33 protein-coding genes, 1 pseudogene and 1 other annotated feature are annotated in these 25118 nt (G+C 36.0%); of the genes and pseudogenes, 28 read left to right on the plus strand and 6 right to left on the minus strand.

Translation table 11 applies throughout. The features are described 5' to 3' along the window. Window positions 1-16 precede the first annotated feature (16 nt). A complete protein-coding gene (locus MKY29_RS02780; protein ID WP_340878914.1) occupies window positions 17-1222 on the minus strand; it encodes an MFS transporter in 1206 nt (401 codons plus the stop codon). A gap of 62 nt (window positions 1223-1284) precedes the next feature. Beyond that, window positions 1285-1545: a binding site (T-box leader), on the minus strand. Window positions 1546-1862: 317 nt separating this feature from the next. Here MKY29_RS02780 and MKY29_RS02785 point away from each other — a divergent pair. Next, window positions 1863-3116 carry an erythromycin esterase family protein gene (locus MKY29_RS02785; RefSeq protein WP_340880797.1) on the plus strand — a complete coding sequence of 418 codons (1254 nt, stop codon included), beginning with the start codon at window positions 1863-1865 and terminating at the stop codon, window positions 3114-3116. Between the two features lie 59 nt (window positions 3117-3175). On the opposite strand, the gene MKY29_RS02790 is transcribed toward MKY29_RS02785, so the two are convergent. Together MKY29_RS02790 and MKY29_RS02795 are read right to left on the minus strand one after the other, a co-directional pair. Further along, on the minus strand, window positions 3176-3841 hold the full coding sequence (locus tag MKY29_RS02790; RefSeq protein ID WP_340878915.1) for a DUF1129 family protein: 666 nt from the start codon (window positions 3839-3841) through the stop codon (window positions 3176-3178). Beyond that, window positions 3831-4172, minus strand: a complete 342-nt coding sequence (locus MKY29_RS02795; protein WP_340878916.1) for a PadR family transcriptional regulator — start codon at window positions 4170-4172, stop codon at window positions 3831-3833. Before MKY29_RS02795 ends, MKY29_RS02790 begins: the two co-directional genes overlap by 11 nt. Window positions 4173-4389: 217 nt before the next feature. On the opposite strand from MKY29_RS02795, the gene dacB reads away from it, so the two are divergent. The 3 genes from dacB to MKY29_RS02810 all read left to right on the plus strand — a co-directional run bounded on the left by dacB (window position 4390) and on the right by MKY29_RS02810 (window position 8962). After that, the gene (gene dacB / locus MKY29_RS02800) at window positions 4390-5874 is read left to right on the plus strand and encodes a D-alanyl-D-alanine carboxypeptidase/D-alanyl-D-alanine endopeptidase (protein ID WP_340878917.1); all 1485 of its coding nucleotides are present in this window, start codon (window positions 4390-4392) and stop codon (window positions 5872-5874) included. Between the two features lie 321 nt (window positions 5875-6195). Continuing rightward, entirely contained in the window at window positions 6196-6771 is a 576-nt protein-coding gene (locus tag MKY29_RS02805) for a TetR/AcrR family transcriptional regulator (RefSeq protein WP_340878918.1), read from the plus strand. Window positions 6772-6871: 100 nt separating this feature from the next. Further along, window positions 6872-8962 (plus strand): MMPL family transporter, encoded by a 2091-nt coding sequence (locus tag MKY29_RS02810; RefSeq protein WP_445677861.1) that lies wholly within the window; start codon window positions 6872-6874, stop codon window positions 8960-8962. 48 nt (window positions 8963-9010) lie between these two features. Here the strand turns inward: MKY29_RS02810 and MKY29_RS02815 are convergent. From MKY29_RS02815 to MKY29_RS02825, 3 genes and pseudogenes are all read right to left on the minus strand, one after another. Next, window positions 9011-9217, minus strand: a pseudogene (locus MKY29_RS02815) (manganese catalase family protein); the annotation flags it as partial. A 21-nt stretch (window positions 9218-9238) separates the two neighbouring features. After that, window positions 9239-10675, minus strand: a complete 1437-nt coding sequence (locus MKY29_RS02820) for a recombinase family protein (protein ID WP_340878919.1) — start codon at window positions 10673-10675, stop codon at window positions 9239-9241. Between the two features lie 76 nt (window positions 10676-10751). Then, on the minus strand, window positions 10752-11384 hold the full coding sequence (locus MKY29_RS02825; protein ID WP_340878920.1) for a LexA family protein: 633 nt from the start codon (window positions 11382-11384) through the stop codon (window positions 10752-10754). 149 nt (window positions 11385-11533) lie between these two features. Here MKY29_RS02825 and MKY29_RS02830 point away from each other — a divergent pair, with 149 nt between their 5' ends. The 24 genes from MKY29_RS02830 (at window position 11534) to ssb (ending at window position 25117) form a co-directional block, all read left to right on the plus strand. Continuing rightward, window positions 11534-11770: a helix-turn-helix domain-containing protein gene (locus tag MKY29_RS02830; RefSeq protein ID WP_340878921.1), complete on the plus strand. Its 237-nt coding sequence runs from the start codon at window positions 11534-11536 to the stop codon at window positions 11768-11770. Window positions 11771-11900: 130 nt separating this feature from the next. Next, a complete protein-coding gene (locus tag MKY29_RS02835; protein ID WP_340878922.1) occupies window positions 11901-12065 on the plus strand; it encodes a hypothetical protein in 165 nt (54 codons plus the stop codon). A 160-nt stretch (window positions 12066-12225) separates the two neighbouring features. Then, complete coding sequence (locus tag MKY29_RS02840; RefSeq protein ID WP_340878923.1) at window positions 12226-13023, plus strand: ORF6N domain-containing protein; 798 nt, start codon at window positions 12226-12228, stop codon at window positions 13021-13023. 208 nt (window positions 13024-13231) lie between these two features. Further along, window positions 13232-13393, plus strand: a complete 162-nt coding sequence (locus MKY29_RS02845) for a DUF6906 family protein (protein WP_241596505.1) — start codon at window positions 13232-13234, stop codon at window positions 13391-13393. A 19-nt stretch (window positions 13394-13412) separates the two neighbouring features. Beyond that, entirely contained in the window at window positions 13413-13622 is a 210-nt protein-coding gene (locus MKY29_RS02850) for a hypothetical protein (protein ID WP_340878924.1), read from the plus strand. A gap of 93 nt (window positions 13623-13715) precedes the next feature. Then, a complete protein-coding gene (locus tag MKY29_RS02855) occupies window positions 13716-15671 on the plus strand; it encodes an AAA family ATPase (protein WP_340878925.1) in 1956 nt (651 codons plus the stop codon). Next, window positions 15672-15881, plus strand: coding sequence for a hypothetical protein (locus MKY29_RS02860; RefSeq protein ID WP_340878926.1), 210 nt, complete (start codon window positions 15672-15674; stop codon window positions 15879-15881). It abuts the gene before it with no gap. Next, window positions 15874-16797, plus strand: a complete 924-nt coding sequence (locus MKY29_RS02865; protein WP_340878927.1) for a RecT family recombinase — start codon at window positions 15874-15876, stop codon at window positions 16795-16797. Before MKY29_RS02860 ends, MKY29_RS02865 begins: the two co-directional genes overlap by 8 nt. Next, window positions 16797-17498 carry an MBL fold metallo-hydrolase gene (locus tag MKY29_RS02870; protein WP_340878928.1) on the plus strand — a complete coding sequence of 234 codons (702 nt, stop codon included), beginning with the start codon at window positions 16797-16799 and terminating at the stop codon, window positions 17496-17498. The genes MKY29_RS02865 and MKY29_RS02870 overlap by 1 nt, the downstream gene beginning before the upstream one ends. A 15-nt stretch (window positions 17499-17513) precedes the next feature. Next, complete coding sequence (locus MKY29_RS02875) at window positions 17514-18458, plus strand: DnaD domain-containing protein (RefSeq protein ID WP_340878929.1); 945 nt, start codon at window positions 17514-17516, stop codon at window positions 18456-18458. Between the two features lie 3 nt (window positions 18459-18461). Next, window positions 18462-18866 (plus strand): YopX family protein, encoded by a 405-nt coding sequence (locus tag MKY29_RS02880; protein WP_340878930.1) that lies wholly within the window; start codon window positions 18462-18464, stop codon window positions 18864-18866. Next, entirely contained in the window at window positions 18863-19123 is a 261-nt protein-coding gene (locus MKY29_RS02885) for a hypothetical protein (RefSeq protein ID WP_340878931.1), read from the plus strand. Before MKY29_RS02880 ends, MKY29_RS02885 begins: the two co-directional genes overlap by 4 nt. 2 nt (window positions 19124-19125) lie before the next feature. After that, window positions 19126-19968: a hypothetical protein gene (locus tag MKY29_RS02890; protein ID WP_340878932.1), complete on the plus strand. Its 843-nt coding sequence runs from the start codon at window positions 19126-19128 to the stop codon at window positions 19966-19968. Then, entirely contained in the window at window positions 19968-20585 is a 618-nt protein-coding gene (locus tag MKY29_RS02895) for a dUTP diphosphatase (RefSeq protein WP_340878933.1), read from the plus strand. Before MKY29_RS02890 ends, MKY29_RS02895 begins: the two co-directional genes overlap by 1 nt. A gap of 180 nt (window positions 20586-20765) precedes the next feature. Continuing rightward, the gene (locus MKY29_RS02900; RefSeq protein WP_340878934.1) at window positions 20766-21161 is read left to right on the plus strand and encodes a replication terminator protein; all 396 of its coding nucleotides are present in this window, start codon (window positions 20766-20768) and stop codon (window positions 21159-21161) included. 51 nt (window positions 21162-21212) lie between these two features. After that, window positions 21213-21923 carry a hypothetical protein gene (locus tag MKY29_RS02905; protein WP_340878935.1) on the plus strand — a complete coding sequence of 237 codons (711 nt, stop codon included), beginning with the start codon at window positions 21213-21215 and terminating at the stop codon, window positions 21921-21923. Between the two features lie 45 nt (window positions 21924-21968). Then, on the plus strand, window positions 21969-22415 hold the full coding sequence (locus tag MKY29_RS02910; protein ID WP_340878936.1) for a DUF1064 domain-containing protein: 447 nt from the start codon (window positions 21969-21971) through the stop codon (window positions 22413-22415). A gap of 92 nt (window positions 22416-22507) precedes the next feature. Further along, window positions 22508-23236 carry a phosphoadenosine phosphosulfate reductase domain-containing protein gene (locus tag MKY29_RS02915; RefSeq protein WP_340878937.1) on the plus strand — a complete coding sequence of 243 codons (729 nt, stop codon included), beginning with the start codon at window positions 22508-22510 and terminating at the stop codon, window positions 23234-23236. A gap of 44 nt (window positions 23237-23280) precedes the next feature. Continuing rightward, window positions 23281-23541, plus strand: coding sequence for a Lar family restriction alleviation protein (locus MKY29_RS02920; RefSeq protein ID WP_340878938.1), 261 nt, complete (start codon window positions 23281-23283; stop codon window positions 23539-23541). Between the two features lie 37 nt (window positions 23542-23578). Continuing rightward, window positions 23579-23782: a hypothetical protein gene (locus MKY29_RS02925; RefSeq protein ID WP_340878939.1), complete on the plus strand. Its 204-nt coding sequence runs from the start codon at window positions 23579-23581 to the stop codon at window positions 23780-23782. Window positions 23783-23848: 66 nt separating this feature from the next. Next, window positions 23849-24031 carry a hypothetical protein gene (locus MKY29_RS02930; RefSeq protein ID WP_340878940.1) on the plus strand — a complete coding sequence of 61 codons (183 nt, stop codon included), beginning with the start codon at window positions 23849-23851 and terminating at the stop codon, window positions 24029-24031. Window positions 24032-24285: 254 nt separating this feature from the next. Then, window positions 24286-24483: a hypothetical protein gene (locus MKY29_RS02935; RefSeq protein ID WP_340878941.1), complete on the plus strand. Its 198-nt coding sequence runs from the start codon at window positions 24286-24288 to the stop codon at window positions 24481-24483. A 5-nt stretch (window positions 24484-24488) separates the two neighbouring features. Beyond that, window positions 24489-24668: a hypothetical protein gene (locus tag MKY29_RS02940; protein WP_340878942.1), complete on the plus strand. Its 180-nt coding sequence runs from the start codon at window positions 24489-24491 to the stop codon at window positions 24666-24668. Further along, a complete protein-coding gene (gene ssb / locus MKY29_RS02945; protein ID WP_340878943.1) occupies window positions 24665-25117 on the plus strand; it encodes a single-stranded DNA-binding protein in 453 nt (150 codons plus the stop codon). The genes MKY29_RS02940 and ssb overlap by 4 nt, the downstream gene beginning before the upstream one ends. Window position 25118: the final 1 nt, after the last annotated feature.

Here is a 25118-nt window from a genome sequence, read left to right on the forward strand (position 1 = left end):
CCAATAAAGATGCATTCTATTTGACTAATTTCTTTTTCATTTGGTTGGCAGAAAGTAAGGTTAAGTAGAACGCTACACAAAACATTAGAATAGAGCCACTAATGACTACCTCTTTTACAGAAAACCAATGGGTGGCCAATCCTAAAAAAAGAATTACTACAATTTGTATAGAACTCGATAGCATCTCATATAGGCTAGATATTCTACCCATCATTTCGGTAGGGATATTGGATTGAATGTACGTCATATATCCAGTGTTCGAGATAGAAAGAAAAAATGATAGGACAAAAAATCCGATACTAGCTAATAAGTAGGTTGAAGAGAAACTGTAAATCACATATCCGACAGAGACTAAAAGTGTTCCAAGGCCCATCAATAATTTAGCTGGAGCGAATCTTACTAATATGTTGGTGAAGACAGCTCCCATTAAGAATCCAATTCCAGCAATAGTGACAAGCGATCCGTAAGCAGTATCGGATAAATGAAGAACTTTCTTGGCAAATGTCACTTCCATGGAATCTAATGCAGCAGTCATTAACATTACTGTTTGAAACATCATATATATGACGAAAAAAGGGATTGCCTTCTTACTGAAATGTACAACTAGATGCCAATCATCTCTGATGTTCATCCAAGTTATTTTTGAATTTTCAATAGTAGCTGAAGACATTTTCTTTGGGAGGAAAAGTGTAATAGCAGCGGAAACTAGAAAAATAACGACATTTACAAATAATGCTTCTTTAAGAGAACCGATCATAAATAAAACACCTGCAATTAATGGACCAGTCACAAATGCACCCGAATGAACAAAACTTAGAATTGCGTTAAAACGATTTCGTATATTTTCAGGTAACAATAGTGTCATATACGTAAAGGATGCAGGCTCAAATATTGCACCAGCCATTTGGATGAAAAAAACTAGTATATAAATGATTAGAATGGAATCAGAAAAAGGGATAAATAATATTAACATTGCTCTAATCACATCTAAAGTCACCATCATATGCTTTGTAGAAACTCGGTCAATGACACTACCTGCCCAAGGTCCAACTAATAATTGAGTGATTGGTTTAATAATGTATAGTGCTGAAACTGCTAATGCCGATCCTGTTTCCTCTAGTACCATTAAGTTGATCGCTAATAAGTATATCCATCCTCCAATATTGGCAATACCCACTGTAAACAAATATATAATAGGAAATTTCAAATTAAGTGAATCCATGCTAAAACCTCCGACATATTTTTTTTGAACAATAAAAAAAATCCCACCCCCAAGACTATTGTCTTAGGGACGAGATTAATATGTCGTGGTGCCACCCTAGTTTGCCCTAATGTCACCATTAGTGGCCTTTTCAAGTACGGCATGTATCCATGCTTATACCCTAGCTCGATAACAGGAGCTACTGTCACATAATACCTTGTACTATACAAGTCCTACGTGAAGCTCAGAGGCTTGTTTCGGTAACTTCAATCTTACCCATTCGCAGCTAATAGGGCTCTCTGTTAAGAAATTCGAATACCTACTCTTCTCTTCATTGCTTTCTAATTTTTCCTATTATACCATATTTTTATTCATATGCTACATCATAATCTAACCTATGACATGGGCAAGTATCCTACTAGTTATGCTTCTATGGGATCTTAGGATAACGCTATTCCGCTGGAGTCTCGTTAAATGAACGCTAAGCAATTGCGGAAAATCATTTAGTAAGTAAAACACAAGAAGATCATAAAAAAACAAATATATGTGCAACTCCTTAGTCTTTTTTTACCTTAGGCAATAAGCTTTACAGTTCCACATATTAAAACGGTATAAAGAGTCCTAGTGAAACGCAAACTTTTAAAGAAAAGGAGTGTTTACGATAAAATCTGTAACAGAAGCTATAAAAAAGTTTGCACTACCATTTAATACTTCAGAGGATTTGACTCCACTATTAGAAGCTATTGGAGATGCCAAAATTGTTCTTTTAGGGGAAGCTAGTCACGGGACATCGGAATTTTATAAAGTACGAGCGGAGTTATCGAAGCGCCTAATAGTAGAAAAAGGATTTAATCTAATTGCAGTAGAAGGGGATTGGCCATCCACTCAGCGAGTAAATAGATTTATAAAAGGTTATGATACAGAGGAAAATAAACAAAAGGTACTAAATGCGTTCGAACGTTGGCCGACATGGATGTGGGCAAATGAAGAGATATCAGAATTGGTTAAATGGTTAGAAAAACATAATAAGCAAGTAGAAGATAAAAGGAAAATAGGATTTTATGGAGTTGATGTGTATAGTTTATGGGAGTCTCTTGATGAGGTGGTAAGCTATTTGCGTAAAACGAATCCGGAAGGAACAGATATGGCCTTTGCAAAGAAAGCAATTAGCTGTTTTGAGCCCTTTAATCGTCATCCTGAAACCTATGCTTTTTCATCCATACACATTTCAGATGCTTGTGTGGATGAGGTCGCGAAGTTAGTTTCTTCCATTCGTAAAAATGAAAAGCAATATGAGAATAGTCAGGAAGCAGATTTAAATTTAAAGATAAATGCTTTAGTTGCTCATAATGCGGAAGAATACTACCGAGCTATGGTACGGAGTGATGAACTTTCATGGAATGTTCGTGATGAACATATGGTCGAAGCGATTAATGAAATAATGGACTATCATGGAAAAGACGCGAAAATAATAATTTGGGCACATAACACCCATATTGGAGATGCATCCGCAACGGATATGAAAGAAGAAGGTCTAACAAACGTTGGAGAGATTCTTCGTCTACAGAACAAGAAAGAAAATGTGTTTTCAGTCGGATTTGGTACCCATAGTGGAGAGGTTATTGCTGCAGATGAGTGGGGGACTACTCCTAAAAAAATGATCGTGCCACCTGCAAGATTGGGTTCATGGGAAGATATGCTGAATAGTATAGAAGCTACAAATAAAATTCTGATTTTTGACGAGGAGAATCGAATATTTTTTAATAATAATTGGATTGGGCATCGGGCTATAGGAGTTGTATATAATCCAGAGCTTGAAGCTTATGGAAATTATGTTCCTTCTAGATTAGGGAGCAGATATGATGCCTTTATTTATATAGACAAAACTAATGCATTGTCACCAATTTTTAAGTAAATGAATGAAAATTATGAACAGATGGAGCGGCTAATAATTTCTCCATCTGTCTATATTATCTAGATTCTAGACTTTTTAATTAGCCATGAAACTAATAATAGTAGGGAACCTATACCAAAAGAGATTTGCCATGGCAATGTGAAGGATGGACCGACTTCCTTTACAAAAAAACTAATTATAGCAATAATTAAAAATCCGCCTGCCCCGTATAAACCAGCCTTAAACATCATTTTTTTGTCTGTAGCTTTGTCATCAAAGGACGATTGACTTATCAATCCAAAAATCATTTTCACTCCTAATGCTGTCATAATCATTATTAAAATGATGAGCAGTAGAGAGGATATGACATACACTTTTTCCGAAGCTTCCCCTCCTATTATGGGGATAATTATACTTCGCATTATTAAAAACCAACCAATAATATTTACAGCTATTTCACCCATAAATATGAAGCTATTACGTTTATTTTCACGAGGCAATTGACTTACAATCTCATCTGCGTAACCCTTAGGGTCATTTCCAAAGATTTCTTTCGCAGTTTTCCCCTCTTGTTGACCTTCTATAAGATGGTCTAACATTTCCATCAAGACTTCCTCTGATTGTTGCTCAGATAAGGTTAACTTGGTTCGGATATAGAGTAGTAAATTTGTGTAATATTTCTCATTTCCTTCTGTCAGTAACGCTCTTTTTTGGTTATTTTGTTCTATTAACTCACTAGCTTTCAATCGTCTCATCCCCTTTCGATAATAATGCATTAATAGGTACTGATAGCTGATTCCATTCTAAGGAAATTGTTTCAAGGGTTACTTTTCCTGCAGAAGTTAATGAATAATATTTACGATTAGGTCCAGATTCTGAAGGCCTTATTTCACCTAAAATTAGCTTGTTTTTTTGAAGTCTTAATAAAACAGGATAAATAGTTCCTTCGCTCACATCCTCTAAACCAACTTTTTGCAGCTTTTTGGATAATTCATAACCGTATACTGGCTCTTTTTCGATAACGGCAAGCACACAGCCATCAAGAATCCCTTTAAGCAGTTGACTTCTAATAGACATAGGTCGTCTCCTTTTTGCTATCTTGTAAAGCAAAGTAGTGATTTTAAAGAATACTACCTTGCTTTGCAAAGTAGTTAAAGTAATTATAAATATAATTTGAAGTAATGTCTAGTAGGTAAATGGTCTCCTTTCTTGTGAGGTTTAAAAAAGACCCTTATTATCTGACAATTTCATGTTAAACTAACAGTAACTTAAATGACGAGTTAGGAGGAATATTGTGAGGATTTGGAGGAAATTATTAGTTTCTGTCGTTTCAATCGTGATGATTAGTAGTTCTGTTTTTATTTCTACAGGTGAACAAAATACCGTTGAGGCGGCAGCTACTTCGTATAGTAGTCTAAAAAGAAATATCAACAGCATCATGGCGGATGACCGCATGAAAAGTGCGTCTACAAGTGTCACAGTAAGAAAGGCTAATACTGGAGAAATCGTATATGAACATTATGCAGACAAGTCGATTACTCCCGCTTCTACAATGAAATTATTAACGGGTGCAGCTGCATTGGAAACACTTGGCGAGAATTATCGTTTCTCTACGTCCGTTTTAACTGAAGGTAAAGTGAAAAAAGGTACATTAAACGGGAATCTCTATTTAAAAGGCCAAGGTGATCCGACTTTACTAAAAAAACATTTGGATAGTTTTGCTACAACATTGGCAAAACAAGGCATCAAAAAGGTTAGTGGGAATTTAGTAGGAGATGATACTTGGTACGACAATGATCGTCTTTCTGCTGGTATTTTAGCTGAGGACGAGCCATTCTATTATGCTGCACCTATCTCGGCGTTAACACTTTCACCAAACGGAGATTATGATGCTGGATCAGTTATTGTAACAGCAAGACCAGGCAAGAATGGTAGAGCAACAAATATTACATTGGCACCTGCTACAGCTGTTTTACAAGTAGTTAATAACTCAAAAACCGTACCTAAAGGATATAAAAACACCCTGAAAATAACGCGGAAAGTAGGTACTAATAAAGTTATTATTAGTGGGAATTCTCCATTAGGAACTTCGGGTAAAAAAGAATGGATTTCAGTCACCGATCCAACAGCCTATACGCTAGATATATTTAAAAAGTCGTTAGCCGAAAAAGGCATCACATTTTCTGCAGGCTCTAAGGTTGTGCAAGGGAAGACACCGGCAAATGTAAAAGCTCTAGCGTCTAGAAAATCGATGAAATTAAAGGATCTCATGATTCCATTTATGAAACTCAGTAACAACACTATTGCAGAAGTTTTAGCGAAGGAAATGGGAAAAGTAGTACATGATGAAGGAAGCTGGAAAGCAGGTCTTCTTGTTATGCAGGAATACGTATTGTCTATTGGTCTGGACGCTACGAAATGGAAATTCGAGGATGCCTCTGGAATGTCATATTCCAATAAAATTAGCTCTAGACAGCTTTCTGAGCTCTTATATTTAGTTCGTTCAGAACCGTGGTACTCGACATTTAATAAGAGTCTACCTGTAGCAGGTTCATCAGACCGACTCGTTGGCGGTACTCTAAAAAATAGATTAAAAACAGCTCCCGCTAAAGGTAATATAACTGCAAAAACAGGCAGTCTAAAAAATATAAAATCCCTCGCTGGATACGCAAAAACTAGAAGTGGTGAGACACTTATAATTACAGTGTTAACAGAAAAAAATAAATCTAGCACAATTCCCGTAATAGATAGAATTGCTACAACAATTGCTAATCATTAATATTTGGAAAGCGTCACCTTTGCTAAAAGCATTGGTGGCGCTTTTAGCAGTAAAACAGATATACAGTTAGCGTAGATCAATTATATGCAACTATAGCATTAGAAGTTTTATTGAGGGGTTGATTGGAATGAGTAAACTAGTAGATAAATCGGTTGAGTTTTCTGCAATTAAACATGCTGGCCAAATGCGAAAATGAACTTCGACTCCGTGTATTATGCATCCAGTTGATTTATCTATTTAATATGATTAATGGTGAATTGACGGTGTTGTTTAACTTTTTTCATCTATGTACTATACTATTGGTGTAGTGAGGTGAGAGAAGTGGCACGTGAACGTAAATTTACAGATGACGAGTTATTTAAAGCAACGAAGTCATTGCTAATTGAGGAAGGCTATGATGCCTTTACATTTAGCAAGTTAGCCTCCATAATGGAGGTTTCTCGTGGAAGTATATATAAATATTATGAGAACAAAGATGAGTTGATTTCAGAGTTTCTAATGTACGAAATGAATGTATTTCTTAAAGGTTTTAATGAACTAGATAAAAGTGGAGATTTCCAAACGCAGTTTTATTTAGTTATAGATTTTATTTTTCAACATAGTGAGATTCATCAAATATTGGAGATTATTAACCAAATTCCTAAAAAGTCTTCCAATCGAGTTTCATCCAATCAGACACAATTAAATACATACCACACTGATATGTATAAACAATTTCAAAGTTTAATCGAGCAGGGAAAGAAGGAGCGAGTTATTAAGAGTCATCTATCTGATGCTATAATTCTGGGGATGACATTTCAAACTATTGCTATTCCCAATCATTTTGGAATTCCTCAGGACGAATGGGTAGCTTCTATTAGAGAAATTTTAAGTGAAGGGATGTTTCAGAGAGAATAATTGACATACAGGTCACTTTTACACATAATGTAAATGACAGGTGTGTTTTTTTAGTCAAAGTGACACTTGTGTCATTAATAAAATAGAGGAAGTGGACTTAGTGAAAAAGATACTAGGCAAGGTAACTGATTTTGTTACAACTCGCAAAGGTATGTGGATTACGTTAAGTATTTGGATAGCTCTAACTACAGTTCTGACAATATTTGCTCCAAGTTCAAGCGATTATAAAGTTTCTAGTGTAGCCTCGTTACCTGAGGATGCCCAGTCGATTATAGCCCAGGAAAATATTGATGAGCATTTTAAAGATGCAGAAAGTTTGCCTGGAATTCTAGTGCTTCAGTCGAAGGAAGTAATAGATATTGAAATGCTTGGAGCAGCTTTAGATAAAGTGGCATCGGCAAATATAAACGGTTTGAAGGAAATGATTCCTTTGAGTAGTTTACCACCCCAAGCGCTGGAAGGTTTTTTCTCAGAAGATAAGAAAACCTCTGTTATTCCTATAAGTTTTATCACTTCTTTGGAAACTTCTGATTTAGAAGAAAGCTTGGATAAGGTGAGTGAAATTGTAACTGAGGAAACCGGCTCAACCGTTTATATGACAGGACCAGCTGGAATAGCTGTAGATACAACGAATCTATTTGAACGTGCTGATCTTGTTTTAATTTTATCGACCGTAGGGATTATTCTGATTCTGCTAATTGTCATTTACCGTTCTCCATTATTAGCATTAATTCCACTATTGGCAGCTGGGATTGTGTATCAAGTCGTAAATCAGATACTTGGTATGATTGGTGCCAATGGTTTGGATTTAGCCACTCAATCGTTATCGATAATGTCGATTCTATTATTTGCCGCAACGATTGATTATTCATTGTTTGTTTTTTCTCGATATAGAGAAGAATTAAAGAATTATGAAACTAAATTTGATGCTATGAAGTATGCAATGCGTGAGACTGGAATTCCTGTATTCTTTGCAGGTGGTACAGTTTTAGCTGCGATGCTAGTACTATTCTTTGCATCATTTGGAGATTATCGAAATTTCGCACCAATTTTTGGTACAACTATGCTTGTCATTATGTTCGCTTCTGTTACATTAATCCCAGCACTATTCACACTTTTCGGTCGAAAATCATTTTGGCCACGTGTTCCAAAGTATGGTGAAAAAGAAGTAAAAGCCAACTCTTTATGGAGCAAAATTGCAGAAATTGTTGTCAATAAACCTAAAATTGCTGCTGTTTCTATATTAGTGATTTTAGTTGTTTCCGCATTGAATTTATTTAATTTGAATTATGAATTCGATACCATGAAGTCTTTCCCGGATGATATGCCTTCTCGTGAAGGTTATGAAATTATTGAAAATGAATTTGCAAAAGGTGATTTAGCTCCTACAAATGTCTTGTTTGAATCTGGAAGTAAAATTACGGAGGAAATGCAAGCAAGCATAGTCGAACAGTTGCTACTGCAAGATTTAGTTAGTACTGTTAGAGCTACAGGAATTTCAGATGATGGCCTTGCGGCGCAATTCCAATTAACATTCAAGGAAAGTCCGTATTCAACGGAGTCGATGAATGCTCTTGAAAAAATGATAGAAGATAAGAAAAGTATTGTTAAAAATAGCAATGCAGAGGGTGATCTATACTTTGCAGGCGAAACAGCTACACAAGTGGATGATCGGTCAGTAAATAGTCGAGATCTGATTCTCATTGTTGTTCTGGAAACAATATTAATCCTTATCTTATTAATTGTATTAACGAAATCTATTAAAATGCCAATATACATGATGGGTACTATTCTATTATCCTTCTTGGCTGCACTAGGTCTAGGTATGTTCTTAACTAATTTATTCTTCGATATTGATACGATTAGTAATCGTGTTCCACTATATTCGTTTGTGTTCTTAGTAGCACTAGGAATCGATTATAATATTATTCTTATATCTAGATATTTAGAGGAACGTGAAAAACATTCTGTTAAAGAAGCAGTTCAAATTGCAGTATCTCATACAGGTGGAGTTATTTCTTCTGCTGGTATCTTACTTGCTGCAACATTCGCTGTACTGATGACGCAGCCAATCCAACTGCTATTTGTTTTTGGATTTATCGTAGCGGTGGGAATTATCTTGGATACATTCTTAATTCGTGGAATTCTATTACCTGCATTGATTGTTCTATTTGAAAAAGATAAAAAATAAGATAAACGCATGGTCTTTTGGAATTATTCCAAAGTACCATGCGTTTTTTTAGAAAATCTTCTTTCGGTCTCTTTCATCTTTAAGCAATTCAACAGCCTCACGGAAACGAAGTGAATGAATATTCTCTCGTTCTCTTAAGAACCGTAAAGCATCATTGATACCGGGATCATCTGAAATATCGATTAACCATTGATAGGTAGCTCGTGCTTTTTCCTCTGCAGCAATATCCTCATATAAATCGGCTATGGGATCACCTATTGTATTATTAGACATAACTTAAGCACGCCAAATTATATCGATGTTTTCATCAATGAGTTCCATGCTATCAATTAATTTAACGATACCAGCTTTTGCTTTTAAACGATCTAAGCTAGTTATATCCTCCAACAATTCTTGTACGTTCTTCTTAACTGTATCGGAATCCACTGTGACCGATTTCAGCATTTCGATCTTAGCTCTAAGTAATCGTCTTTCTTCTTTTACCCTATCAGTGGAAATTTTTAAATCTTCATCCTCGATTAAACCTTTTGAGTGAGCTTCTATTTGACGTTGCATCTGATTATTTAGTCGGTCTAATAATATTTCTGTTTCCTTTAGTTCATCGGCTTTTGTTTTTGAAGTAACTTTGATTTTTAATTCTGCAGATGAAGTCTTGGCAATCTGTTTAATCATTTTTACTACTTCACTTTCAATTTCATCACGATGGGCAAAGTGATGTTTGCAACTGTAGTTTAATGTGTACGATGCACAAATATAGCGATGATAGGTGTAACTCTTTTCACCTCGTTGGATTCGTGCTGTGGAACCTTTCATGTTTTTTCCACAGTGACCGCATTTTAAAACCCCTGTTAAGAGATAAGTTTCACTTTCAGCGTGCTTCTTGTTTCTTTTACGAGAATCTAGGATGCCTTGTATTCTTTCAAATCTATCAAAATCAATTATAGCTGGATGGTTGTCTTTTTTAACTATCCATTCTTCTTTTGGTCGCATTACTGTTTTGCCGTCGACCTTTTTTCTTTTATTAGTTACCCTCGTACCAGTTACAGTTTCATTAGTTAATATTCTTCGGACGTTAGTTGAATCCCATAATTTCCCCTGTTTAGTTAAAGCATTTTTGGCATTTAGCTCTTTAGCTATCGACCTTGTACCTTGACCGCTTTCTGCTAAATCAAACATAAACTTAACCAGATTTACTTCTTTTTTGTTTATCTCATACCGACGATTTACAACATCATAACCAAAACAAGGGCGCGAGAGGGCTAAATCTGTATTTTTGGCTAGAGATATCATATTATCTTGAACACGTTCACTTGTTCGACCTCGTTCAAACTCAGCAAAAACACCGAGTAGCTGTAACACCATTCTCCCTGCAGCAGTAGTCGTATCAAAGTTTTCAGTTGCTGAAACGTAGTTACATTTATGACTATCCATGAATTTTATCAACTGTAATAAATCAAGCAAGGATCTAGTTAGTCGGTCGAGCTTTGTTGTTAAAAGCACATCAATTTTACTTTCACCGATATCTTTAAACAGTTTTTCTAAAAACGGACGTTTTGTAGTTCCTGCCGAATATCCATCGTCCGAATACAATATAGGGGTTGGCCATCCCATAGCTTTACAATAGGCTTCCAGTCTTTCTTTTTGCTCATTTAACGAGTTACCTCTTTCTACTTGCTCATCAGTACTGACGCGGATATAAGCGGCTACTCTCATATTTTTCACTCCCTATAATAAAAGAGCTAACATTCCAAAACCGGATGTTGCTCTTGTAAATTACTAGCGCTATTGATTAAAGATCTTGTGTAAATCTGATTGCTTTTCCAATAATCTTAGCTGGGTTATTTTTATCTACTATATATGGTTGGTGCGAAGAATTGTCGGGCATAAGAATAATAACGTCACCTTGTTTTTTTACTCTTTTCAAAGTAGCTTCTGTATTACCATTCACCAATACTGCAGCAATTTCTCCGTTTTCCACGTCTGATTGAGCTCTAACTAATACGAATGATCCGCTCGGTATTGTAGGTGACATACTATCACCCTTAGCTTTTAAGTAAACTAGTTCACCTGCAGGTAGACTTTCAGCTAATTCATCGCGATAATCTTCGTAGTTTTCTTCAGCAAGTATTGGATCACCACATGCGATTTCTCCAAGTACCGGAATTTTAACAGTTCTTTGAGAAATATCAATTACATTGGTTGGTTTTTTATCGTTTTCATCCATTAAGAGTTCCACTGGATTAATACCAATAGCGTTAGCTATTTTAGGTACATCTTCCATAGATATTTTTCTTGTGCCTTTTAAGTACCTAGTTACAGTACTTCGATCTACACCGATTCTGTTAGCCAACTCTATTGGCTTCATACCTATTCTATTTAGTACACTTTCGATATAACTTCCCATTTCCATTGAATTTCTCACTGTTTCTCAACTCCCTAATTAAATATAACATGTTTCCTATGGGGAAACAATAGCTAATTTAATAATATTTTTATAGTTTTATAGGGAATTTTGTTGACATATTGGAAACACTAAAGTAGTATGAGTTTAACGAGAAGGGAGGGAATAAAATGGAATTTAATTACAACCGCCTAAAAGCTGAACGAGTTGCTAAAGGTTTAACAGTTCAAGATATGGCAGATGCACTAGGAATCACTAAAGGCGCTTATTCTAAAAAAGAAAACGGTAAAATTACGGTTACTGTAGAGGATTTTGCTCTCATTTCTAATAAGTTAGAGATTCCGCTTGAACAAATCAGCATTTTTTTTACCCTTAATGTTTCCATATTGGCAACACAATGTGTTTGATTAGTTCAATGGTGGTTCCTAAGTGGAACAACTACCCTTGGTAACTAGAATTAACAAATAAATATCTAGTAATTAATTAGGGTAGTCCCACTTGCTTGATTGCATACATTTTAATGAGGGGGTTGGTGATGTGGAAAAATCAAAATACAAATTTAATCATTTCATATTAATAGATGGAGAGAGAAAGCAAATTGATCCTTCTAAAGTTGAAGTGATTTCGGAACAATGCAAGCTTTTATGGGCGAACTTGGCTACTGGAAAAGAACACATACTTATTAATAAGGTGGCTCAATAAGAGTTGCCAAAGAGGACAAGCTTCCAAAATATTTAAAGAAAAGTGAGGTGAAAGAAATGAAAACAACTGCAAAAGATTGGTTGTCCAAACCATCTGTTGAACGCTACATGTTAATCCATCAAGCATTTGTTAAAACACAAACGAAAGGACTGGAGAAAAAATGAAGCAGTTACAAACAATTGAACAAAGCGGTCAACGCGTATTAACTACAAGTCAATTAGCAGCAAGTTATGGTGCAGAAAAACAACAAATCAGTAAAAACTTCACTCGTAATATTGATCGTTATAAAGAAGGTAAACATTACTTTTCTTTGACAGGAACTGAGAAACACGATTTTTTAAACCATGTACAAATTGACGATGGTTCAAAAAATGCTCAAGTTTTATACCTTTGGACAGAAAAAGGCGCATGGCTTCATGCAAAATCCTTAAACACTGATGAAGCTTGGGATGCCTACGAAAAATTAGTGGACGAGTATTACAAGCTAGCAAAAGAAAAGAAACCGTTAAGTCCATTAGAAATCATGCAAATGCAAATCAAACAATTAGTAGAACAAGAACAAAGATTGAATGAGCAGGACAACCGAATCGGAAAAATTGAAACGGAACAACAAAACATTACGGAAATTATCGGCTTAACAGTTGTTGAATGGCGCAAGAAAGTCACGAACATTCTAAATCGTATCGCCAAAAATAATGGTGGGTTTCAAATGTATCAAGATATTCGAAACGAAAGCTACAAAATGCTTGAAGAAAGAGCCAAATGCAAATTAAGTATCCGAGTAACCAATAAGCAAAAAGTGATGGCATTAAATGGAGTTCCAAAATCAACGGTCAATAAAGTTTCTAAGTTGGATGCAATTTCAGAGGATGCTAGATTAACAGAAATATATCTGGCGATCGTGAAAGAACTGGCTATTAAATACCGTGTTTCCATTACGGATTTCGAGGTGAACTAATTGGCTGAGAGCAAAACAAAAAAACTTAACAGGTTCAAAGTTAAGCGGCATCAAATTCAAATGAAAATTATTGACCTCTGTGTAAAAAGCGCATTTATAACCAGTTTAAGCATCGAACAATCAACTTCAATAAACAACCAGATTAAGAAACTGGGGAAAAAGAAGGAGCTATATGATCGCAAAATTAAAGAATTGGAGGATTCGATATATGAAAAACGGCAAGAAGCTAACGCTCGCACAACGTAAATATTTGGATTCAATCGGCTTGCAATCTAGTGATTGGTTACTAGTTAAGAAGCAATCGGAAATGTGGACTCTAGCACATCGTCTTACTGGACAAGCCAAAGAAGTATATGCACCAACTAATTAATTTGAGGGAGATGAAAAGGATGGAAAAATTACTAATTAAACTATCACAGTGGTTTTCGGATGAACAAGAAATACTGGATCAACTAGCTCATGACGTAGCAACTTCAGACACAGTAGAGGATATGGTTACTGCAAAACAAGCCTATATGATTCAGGAATCTAAAGTAGATGTTATTCAAGAAGCTTTACGCTTTGCAGAATTTGAGAAGGAAGAAAATGAACAAAATTAAAACCCGTTGTTCGAGCAACGAGTTTAGGTCCTTACACAATAATCTACCTACAGTGTATACGAGGACCCTCTTAAATGTCAAAGGAGGAAAACGATGAAAAACGTAAAACTGCTATCAATGAACCTTGAAAACTTCAAGGGAGTAAAGAATTTCTCATTAGTTACAAACGGAGAAAGCGTTAGTGTTTTTGGGGATAACGCTACAGGAAAGACAACCATGTTCGACGCCTTCTTATGGCTTTTATTCGATAAGGACTCACAAAACAAAAAGGATTTTGAAATTAAGGCTCTTGATGCAGCTGGTGAAGAAGTCCATAACTTAAATCACATTGTAGAAGCGATATTTGTTATCGATGGAACAGAAGTAACTTTAAAGAAAGTTCACTTTGAAGACTGGGTGCAAAAGCGTGGTGCTGCTAACAAAGAATTTAGTGGGCACAAAACTAAGTATTACATCGATGAAGTACCAAAAAAGAAAAAAGAATACGTGGATTTTGTAGCAGGGATTGTTGAAGAAGAGCTATTCAAACTTATTACAAGCCCAACGTATTTCAATGAACAGATTAAATGGCAGGACCGTAGAAAACTGCTTATCGATATTTGTGGGGATATTTCGGATGAAGATGTATTTGCTTCTGACAACCAATTAAAAGGCCTTGAACTAATCCTAAAAGGACGCTCGTTAGAAGATCATAGGAAGGTAGTTGCTGAACGCAGAAAAATCATTAACGAAGATTTAAGAATGATTCCAGTTCGTATTGATGAAGTAAATAAATCATTCCCAGAAGGTTCTATAGATGTAGAGGCTGTACGTGGTGAATTAGCTGATATTGAAACACAAATTGATGCTAATAAAACACTGATCAACAATATTCAGAATGGACAAGCTTTGCAGTCGAAAGAGCTGGAACTAAAGAAGGTCGAGAACGACCTAGAAACTGTTAAACGTGCATTTGAATCGGATACAAGAGATCAAATATATAAGTTGAAAGCTCGATTACAAGAAGAGCAAGGAAATGTTCAAATATTGAAAAGGGATTATGACGACAAAGATGCTGCTATTCGCCGTGTTAAACGAGAAGATGACCTATTAAGTGAAGAACGAAATATGCTTCTTGCTGATTGGAATGGTTGGCAAACACCGCCTGATTTTAATCATATAGATTGTGAATGCCCTACTTGCGGTCAAGAGTTACCGAGTGATCAAGTTAAGGCTGCTAGAAACAAAGCAACTGAAGACTACAATCTTCGTAAATCAAAAGCTTTAGAATCTATCGATAAGCGTGGTCAAGAAATTAAAGCAAGACGAGAAACGATCATAGAAGAGATACGTCAGTACGATACTCAAATCGAAAAAAACAATGAGAAGTTGGATGAAAAACAAGTAGTAATAGAAAAACTTGAAGGGCAATTAAAATCCCTAGAAATGAACGTAAAAGATGTTTCTGAATCTCCTGAATACATCAAGTTTATGAACCTTAGACAAGCCTTAGAACAAGAAATTGCATTAATTAAAAATCAGTCTGTACAAGCTACAGAAGATATCAAAAATGCTAATTTGCAACTGGAAGCTAAGAAGCGTGAGATTAATGCAGAAATTGCTAAATTTGCAAACGTTGACAACTTAGAAGCTCGTATTAAGGAATACGAGGATAAAGAGGAAGCTCTTACAAAAGAGTATCAGAAGTTAGAGCACCAGGTATTCCTTACGGAAGAATTTATCCGCAGAAAAATTGAGCTTTTAACAGAAAAAATCAACTCTAAATTCAAACTGGCTCGCTTTAAATTGTTTGATAACCAAATTAACGGTGGATTGAATGAAGTCTGTGAGACGACTTACAACGGAGTTCCATACAGTTCATTAAATAACGCAATGCGGATAAATGTTGGCCTAGATATTATTGAAACACTTTCTAATCATTTTGGAATAGTTGCTCCTATATTCGTGGACAATGCTGAGGCAGTTACAAAGCTAAATGCCATAGATGCACAGATTATCAGCTTAGTAGTTTCAGAGGAAGACAAAACGTTGAGAGTGGAGGGAATATAATTGGCAGAATTTATTGTTCGAGAAATAAAAGAAGTTGTTACAGAAGCATTGGTTGTTGCTAAAGATGGAAAAGGTGCTCTCGATCAGTTCAGAAAAAATCAACATAACAAAAATGAACCCACTGTATTTGTAGCATCCATCACTGAGGAATATCATTCCACAGTTAGAGAAAAACACACACTTTATTTGGAGGTAAATAATAATGACTAATCAAATACAAGAGCAAAACAATCAACCAGTTGAATCGAATAAACAAAATGCAATAGTGACACAAGTAGCTAAAAAGGTTCAAAAGATGGTAGAGGACAATCAGATAAATATACCAGGTAATTACTCAATCGTGAACGCAGTACAAGCAGCTTATTTCAAATTAACTGAAGTGGACTTTAAAAAGAAAACAGCAGTGATTGATAGTGCAACAACAGAAAGTGTTGCTTTTTCTTTGCAAGACATGGCGATCCAAGCATTAAGTGTCGCAAAAAATCAAGGTTATTTCATTGTATACGGCGATAAGATGCAATTTGTACGCTCATACCACGGAACACAAGCGGTACTTAAAAGATTATCTGGAGTAAAAGACGTATGGGCAAATGTCATTTGGAAAGGTGAAACGTTCGAAGTTGAATATAACGAACGTGGGCAGTTGGCTTTTAAAGCACATACAGTTGACTGGAAGGCGGCGACTGGCAAAAAAGAAGATATCGAAGGAGCTTATTGCATTATCGAGCGCGAAGATGGTGTTCAGTTCTTAACTGTTATGACTAACGCAGAAATAAAAACATCTTGGTCGCAGTCCTCTATGACATCAGTACAGGACAAGTATCCACAAGAAATGGCGAAGCGTACAGTCATTAATCGAGCTGCTAAAGCCTTCATTAATACTTCAGATGATAGCGATTTATTTATCGGTGCTATTAATCGTACTACAGAAAATGAATTTGAAAACGAAAGAAAAGAAATCAACCCAGAGGCTGAAATCAAAAAGAATGCAAATAAAGAGGAATTGGACATAAAACCGGATAAGCCAATTATTGATATGCATATTACAAAGGAAGAGCCATTAACAGTAAATAAATCAGTGCAAGAAGAACCAAAGAAAACTGAAGTTAAAGAGCCTGCTTGGTAATGATTGAAATTCAAACTTTAGCAACAGGAAGCACAGGTAATGCCTACTACGTGACGGATGGGGTAACTCCCATCTTAATCGAGTGCGGTATTTCATTCAAACAGATACAACGAAAATTAAACTTTCAAACTACTGATATAGTTGCTTGTTTAGTAACGCATGAACACAAAGATCATTGTGCCGGGTTAAGTGGAGTATTAGGCGCAGGGATTCGATGTTACATGTCCAAGGGGACGAGCGAAGCAATTAGTATTAATCATCATCGAATTATGACAGTAGAGAACAATAAACAATTCGTTATTGGTACATGGACCATATTGCCATTTGATGTGCAGCACGATGTAGCTGAGCCGTTCGGATTCTTATTAGTTAATCAAGCAGGGGACAAGCTCTTATTTGCTACAGATACCTATTACATCAAATACAAGTTCCAAGGGCTTACTCATCTAATGATTGAGTGTAACTATTGTCAATCGGTACTGGATGTTAATGAACAGACCGGCCGTATCCATCCATCAATGAGAAAGCGTGTAATGAAGTCACATTTCAGTATGGAAAATGTGATTCAATTCCTAAAAGCTAATGATCTATCCAAGCTCCAAGAAATTTGGTTACTACATCTTTCGGATACCAATAGCAATGAGGAATTAATCAGAAATGAAGTTGCAAAAGTGACAGGTAAATTGATTCATATTCCATAAGAAAGGAGACCTGTTATGAGTAAGTATCGAAGTGTCCAAGTTAGCTTTTGGCAAGATGCTTTCGTTTTAGATCTTACTCCAGAAGAGAAATATTTTTACGTCTATCTTATGACCAACAGTAAAGCGAATCAAATCGGAATCTATGAACTTCCTAAACGAATCATAGAAACCGAAACCGGTTATAACCGCGAGACGGTAGAAAAGTTGTTAAATCGATTCATGGATTACGAAAAAATCATCTATAACGAGCCGACAAAAGAAGTCATGTTGCTCAACTGGAGTAAACATAATTGGAACAATAGTCCGAAAGTGGTCAAAAGGGTTGAAGATGAGTTGAAGGGGGTTAAGTTTTTACCATTTATTGATAGGTATCGTGAAAGCATTGAAAACACTGACTTTAATAAAGTATCGATACAGTATCCATACAATAACAATGCAGTACCAATAGAGTATGTAGACAGTATGGATATAAGAGAAAAGAGAAAAGAGAAAAGAGAAAAGGAAAAAGAAAAAGAAAATGATAACGAAAAGGAACATGGAAAAAATAGTGAAGAAGTTATCATCAAAATTTCCCCTTTTCAATTTTATGAAGAAAATGGATTCGGAATAATTACACCTTATGTAGGTGACAAAGTAAATGCATGGATTGATGACCTATCAGAAGAGTTGATTATCCATGCTATGAAAATAGCGATTGAAAACAGTGTTTTGAAATGGAACTATGTTGAGTCCATATTAAAAGATTGGTTTATAAAAAAAATTAAAAGTGTAGATGACGTTATCGCTATGGATTTACAACGTAAGCAACAGCAACCAACTAACTTCGGTAAGTCATTCAGAGAAGAAAAAGTCCCTGAGTGGTTTGGTAAAAAAGAGGAACCAGTATCTACTCCAGTTGATGAAGATCCAGGTATAACAGTTGAGCGTGAACGGTTACAACGAGAATTGATGGGAGGTTGAGCCATGAAAGAGGTTAAGTTTGATTTTTATAACACTAGAACTAATCAATATACAAATTGGAATGATTCCAATGCAGGTATGTTAATGAGTGCATTTATCACCCACGATTACTTAAAATTCCTTCAATTCACTGGGTTGAAAGATAAAAACGGTGTGGAGATATATGAGGGTAACATCTTGAAATGTAAATGCTCGAAACATACTCCAATCGGATATTCATTTGAGGGAAAATTATTTTATAAAAATTCGGTTATCGAGTGGTGGCAGAGTTCTTCTAATCTCGGATATAGATTGCGAGATGGAAAAGGCAAAACATTCATGATCAAACCAGGGGCATTAATCACGATGGAAGTTGAAATCATCGGTAACATATTCGAACATCCTCACTTACTGGAGGTAGCCGAATGAGTTGTCGAGAAGACTATGTCAATACAGCATCCAAGCCAATAGAAGTGATCCACAAAGATTTTAGAATTGTCAACGTGATTGAGTCATGTGATAACACCTTAAAACAACCTCATCAAATTGTATTTGTTGTATCGAAATCAAGAGGCTTTGAGGATTACAAAAAAGTGCTGAGACACACAAAGCGAACAAATCAACCAGATTTTAGATTGACTCCGTATAGCGAACACTTATTATCAGCAATGTTTAAGGGGTGGTAAATATGAAGCCAGCTGAACGAAAAAAGCTGAATGAATACAGAACAAAAGTTAAAGGTTATCGTATTCGCTTGATGGCTTTAGCAAATAAAGTACCCAACGTAAATGAGTTGTGGCAAAACGAGGACAAGATGGTTCAGTTCTTTGAAAGTAAAGAAGTGGAGAAGTATGAAGCTATGTTGACCAGTTCTAATGAGAGTCGTGGAAAATTAGCAGAAGTTAAGAAAAAGCCAAAAATTAAAACAGAATTAACGGTTGAGAAATTTAAAGAGCTGAAGGCTGCATACGTGAATGATAAAACCATCATGAAGGATTACGGCATGAATGCTAATCAATTAAACGCATGGAAGAAAGCGAATGGAGTAATCGGTATGAGTATTCCAAAAGGTGCCGGAGCTTTAGTTAAAAAAGTACAAGAAAAGGAGGCTACGGTCGCGACTACAGCCATTGATTATCAAGCGGAACTAAATATAGCTCTAAGACAAATAAAGGCGCTAGAGAGTGATATTGAAAGCTACAAGCTTCAAGCTGATCGTTTGAAAGAAGATACTGCTGCATTTGAGAAAAATAATGTTGCTCTACAAGCTCAAATAGAACGCAATAGCCAATTGATGGAGCAATTCAGCAATGCACAAAAGTTAGAAAGAGAGTCTAGGCAGGAGCTAATCGCGTATCAGGATGAATACAGAAAGCTTGAGGTTGATTATCGCAATCAGTCTTCAGAAATCACTAGACTGAGAGATATGTTAGATAAATTGAAACACACTGAACAGATAAATGTTTGGCTTATGAAACAACATATTGGATTCGTTGAGCAAGCAGACGATAGAGCGGAGGCTTTTAGCTGATGAATCTAGCAAAGTTATTTGAGACTCAAAGACTTTTAGATGAACGGATTTTAGAGCAACATCCTGAGTTGAAAGTACAAGAAAACTTAGATTGGAAAGTACTTGCTCTACAAGTTGAACTAGGTGAATGTGCTAACGAATATCGAGGCTTTAAGAAGTGGAGTAATGACCAGGAACCAAGAACAAAATTATTCACATGGATTGACGGCCTTGGGAGAGTTATAAAATCCTTATTGGATCCAAGAGGAGTAAATAACAATGTCCCTAATGGCTTCAATGCTTTCAGAGTGAAGAATCCACTCCTAGAAGAATATGTGGACTGCTTACATTTCATCTTATCGATTGGGTTGGAACTAAACATCCAAGATCGCTACGCGAATGAAGTCAACTTTAATATTGGTTCTCGGACAAAGAGAACTTTCCCTACTGATGAATTTAGAAATACATTTCGTAAGGTTGCAGTGTTTGATATGTGTTGGAATGAACAGGACTACATGGATGTATTTACAGCTTTCTCTACTTTAGGTGATGCACTTGGCTTTACTGAAGAAGAAATTGAGGAAGCATATTTCAAGAAGAATGAGATAAACCTTGAACGTCAAGCCACTGGCTACTAGGATGTGATTCACATTGCTAATCACAACACTATTCAAAACTATCGACCGCCGTAATTTTATTATTTGTGGACACTTATCTAAACAAGAGATAGCTAGTTTGAGAGATGAAGGTTGGCGTAAGGAAAAGCCCAGTGTTAATAAAAATGGTATTCCATTAGAAAAAATTAGGAGGAAACATTCATGAAACAAATCATTGATTTAAACACATTCGCAAGCGGAGCTCTATCTGAAAAGGTAAATATCGAGATACAAAAGGCTCTTGATAATATAGCGGATCCAAACACGGACCATAAGAAAGCTAGAAAAGTGAATGTAAGCATCACCTTAAAAGCAAACGAAAAACGTAACCTTGCAAATGTGATTGTCGATACTAAATCAACACTAGTTCCTGCAATGGGTGTTGAGACTGAATTAATTATTGATTACACACCAGATGGGAAAATCACAGGTGCAGAACTTAAGAGTGGAATACCTGGGCAATCCTATATGAGTGACAATGGAGAAGTTTTGGATGACAAAGGGAAACCACTTCCAGCAGAAGAGCCTATCAACAAAAAAGTAGTTCAATTCAAATAAATTCTAGCAATCTATCAAACAAAAACTAAAAACCGAAAAGAGGAAATTATAATGTTAAAAGAATTCGTATCGTATTTATTGGAGTTAAAACGTCCGGAAACAATCGAAGCTGCTGGGAAGGTTTATTCTACAAATCAGTTATACCGTTTGGACAAAGAGCAAGAGGTTAGCGCAATCAATGTACGTAGCCTTTCAGGTCTTGTTGATTACGTGAAATCAAATTTTGATCACGATCGTAAAGTAATGATCCACGTTAAATCTCCAACTGAAGTATATGTATTTGATGCCTTGAACGATGTAAATGACCGTAGAACATATGTTAAAGCAGGTGCTTTACTGCCAACAATCACATTTGAGCGTTTCATTGACCGTGAAGAGTTCCAAATCATGCTGCAGGCTTGCTTTGTTCAAAATGAGCATAAATCAACTGTTTTAAAAGTTATTAGCTCAATAGTAGAGGATAGCGGAGTAACTACGGTAGACGATGGCATAAGCCAACGTGTAACTGCAAAAACAGGGGTAGCAACAGTAGAAAATATAAATATCCCTAATCCAGTAACGCTAAAACCATTCCGTACATTCGCCGAGGTATCACAACCAGAATCGGAATTCGTATTACGACTTAAAGAAGGTGGTCGTGTTGGATTGTTTGAAGCTGATGGTGGGGCTTGGGAATTAAATGCGATGGCCAACATTGCGACTTATTTGGAAGAAGCATTAGCAGATGAAATTGGAAATGAAAAAGTTTATATCATCGACTAATTGTGAGGGGCTTTATGCCCCTTTAATTATATAAGGAGTGGCAATATGGCTGAGACTAAAACAAAGTATAACAGTAAAAAGATAGAGCTAGATGGGCATGTATTTGATTCAAAAGCGGAAGCAAGGTATTACGAAGAATTAAAGTTGCAGCAGGAACAGTCAAAGATATTGTTCTTTCGGTTACAACCTAGGTATGAACTCCAGGAGAGTTTTAAGAAATGTGGTAAGCTCCATCGGAAAATTGAATATGTCGCGGATTTTGAAATTCATCATCTGGATGGATCTATTGAAACAATAGACGTAAAAGGATTCGAAACAACAGACTTTGCGATTAAACGAAAATTATTTGAAAAGAAGTTTCCTCACAAACTTACATTATTGGCATTCTCGCAAATAGATGGAGGATGGATTGAATTAGACGAGTTGAAGAAAGCTAGAAGATTGAGGAAAAAAACTAAGGCTGCTCTGAAAGCTGAAATGTCTTTTAACTAAGTTATCAACAGTGTGGATAAGTTGTGTGAGAATTCCAAAAAAACTTAGTGGTAAGTCGCATTAGAGTTAGTGAAGTAAGAAAGGGTGAGGAAATGACTAAAAAAGAAGTGTGTTGGTTTAGCGGCGGTGTAAGTAGCTTTATTGCTTGCTACTTAAGAAAAGACACTTTAGATGAAATTTTCTATATTCATATTAATGACCAGCACCCAGACACTTTACGATTTTTACATGATTGTGAAAAGGCTTTGGGTAAGGAAATCACCATTATTCAAAGTGAAAAATTTAAGTCAGTTGAAGAAGTCATTCGTCAGACTAGATATGTAAATGGTCCTTCAGGAGCAAGATGTACCCAAGAATTAAAGAAGAAGGTTCGACAAGATTGGGAAAAACAACAAGATGGTGAAATGTTGTATGTATGGGGATATGATTCAACCGAACAGCACCGTGCAGAAAGGCTAAAAGAAGCCATGCCCGAGTATGAACATATTTTTCCGTTACTTGATGAAAATTTAAGCAAAGAAGAAGTACACGGCATGCTACAACGATTAGCAATACAACGTCCAGTCATGTATGAAATGGGATACAGAAACAACAATTGCATTGGATGCGTTAAAGGTGGAATGGGCTACTGGAACAAAATACGTAGGGATTTCCCGGAAGTGTTTGCAGAACGTGCAAAGATTGAGCGAGAAATAGGACATTCATGCATTAAGGGTGTATTTCTTGATGAGTTAGAACCAAACAGGGGAAGAATTGAAGATGAAGTCATGGAAGAATGCGGAATTATGTGTGAAATTGCTTATGAAAAAGTAACTGTATAACGTCACAGTACGACCAAAATGTGCAAGAAGGGAGAGTGAAAAGAATGAGTAATACAGAAAATCTTAAACCATGTCCATTTTGCGGTGGAGTAGCAAAGATAGCTATCAGTGATGATGAGGGAAATGACAGACACGAGGACTATGAACAACACCCTTGGTCTGGGCTTTCCTTTAAAATAAGCCATGTTGCCGATGAAAATGAAGGTTGTCCAATTGCAAGTCATTGGGGTGAAACAATTGGTACTTATCTTTATGAAAGTCGTGAAGAATTAATTAAAACATGGAATTTACGACATTCTAATTAATTTAAAGTACGACATATATAGCGAAGGAGTGAAAGTTATGAAAATAGGGGAATTGGATATGAAATGTGACCTCTGCGACATCATTGATCACTGTAACGATTTCGAACACACTCCACCTTGCGAACAGCCAAGGTTTTCTGATGTGGCAGTTAATGAATTTTTAAATGCCGCCAAAAAAGTGCCGGGTAACGATGATAAAGATGAGAGAGTAGATGATATTTACAAGGTTCTTTTACAGTAGGAATTGATTCATATTTCGTAGAAAGTGCGTAGAAGACACAAATTGTGCAGTAAAGGAGGGAAGAACATGGATTCAGATAAAGTCATTGGATTTGTTCGAGGGGTGGCTTATGCTGCCGCAATGATGAAGAAATATAGTATTAATAGTGATCAATTATTAAAGGAGTCGGGTATTTCAAAAGTAGATTTACTTAATCATGCCGATGAATACGATTTGAAAATTCTAGGTTTTATAGAAGAGGACTGCTGAACAGTTCGAAATAAAAGACGTCACAATGTGTGATTTATGTATGGATTATTTTAATAACTTATTTATATTATGTGGCCCAACCAATCTGTACTAGCATTGGTTGTTGCAATTTTTATTGCATTGATCTAAGTATTAATTCAATGACTAACATGAGCAATTCAATTACTTGATCATTAAAAATTGGCATGAAATCACCACCTTTGTATTACAAATATTGTACTTTATTACTTGAAAATATTCAGGGAGCGAACTAAATGACAATCAATGAAGATTTTACGAGCATACAAGAATCACAGTTTTTGAAGATGATCACTTCTAATTTGGTGCCTGTAGAAATTATCAAAGAAAAGAAGGGTGTTGCGACACTGATTAAGTGTAATGGACAACAATATGTTGTGCAGCATCCATCACATATGAGAAGCCATCAGAATTTGAAACAGAAAGCGAAGTGAGGTAAATGCCGGTCGAAACAAAACTAAATACACAAAATCCTCATCATCAATTGTTAATTTCTTTATTTGCAAACTTTGTAGAGGACTATGGTTATCATCCAAGGGAACTTTACGAGTTGCTAGACCATACAAAAAATCAAACATATTTTGCATTACTAGAACTACACGAGGGGGTTAACCGATGATTAACCGCGTCGTTTTAGTCGGAAGGCTCACTAAAGATGTGGACCTTAAATATACTCCTTCAGGAGTGGCAATGGCTCGTTTCACATTAGCGGTCAATCGTACATTCACCAATCAACAAGGTGAAAAAGAAGCTGATTTCATAAACTGTTTAGTCTGGAGAAAACAAGCAGAGAACGCAGCTAACTATTTAAGTAAAGGAAGTCTTTGTGGAGTTGAAGGTCGAATTCAAACAGGCAATTATGAAGGGCAAGATGGTAAACGCGTATATACGACTGACGTTGTTGCAGATAGCGTTCAATACTTAGAACCTAGGAATGGACAGGCTACACAAAACAATGCTTCTGCTGGGCAACCTCAAACGCAATCAAATTACACAAGAGTGGATGAAGATCCATTTGCAAATAATAATGGTCCTGTTGAAGTGCAGGATGATGATCTGCCATTTTGAT

The sequence above is a fragment of the Psychrobacillus sp. FSL K6-2365 genome, from assembly GCF_038003165.1.
GTDB lineage: Bacteria > Bacillota > Bacilli > Bacillales_A > Planococcaceae > Psychrobacillus > Psychrobacillus psychrodurans.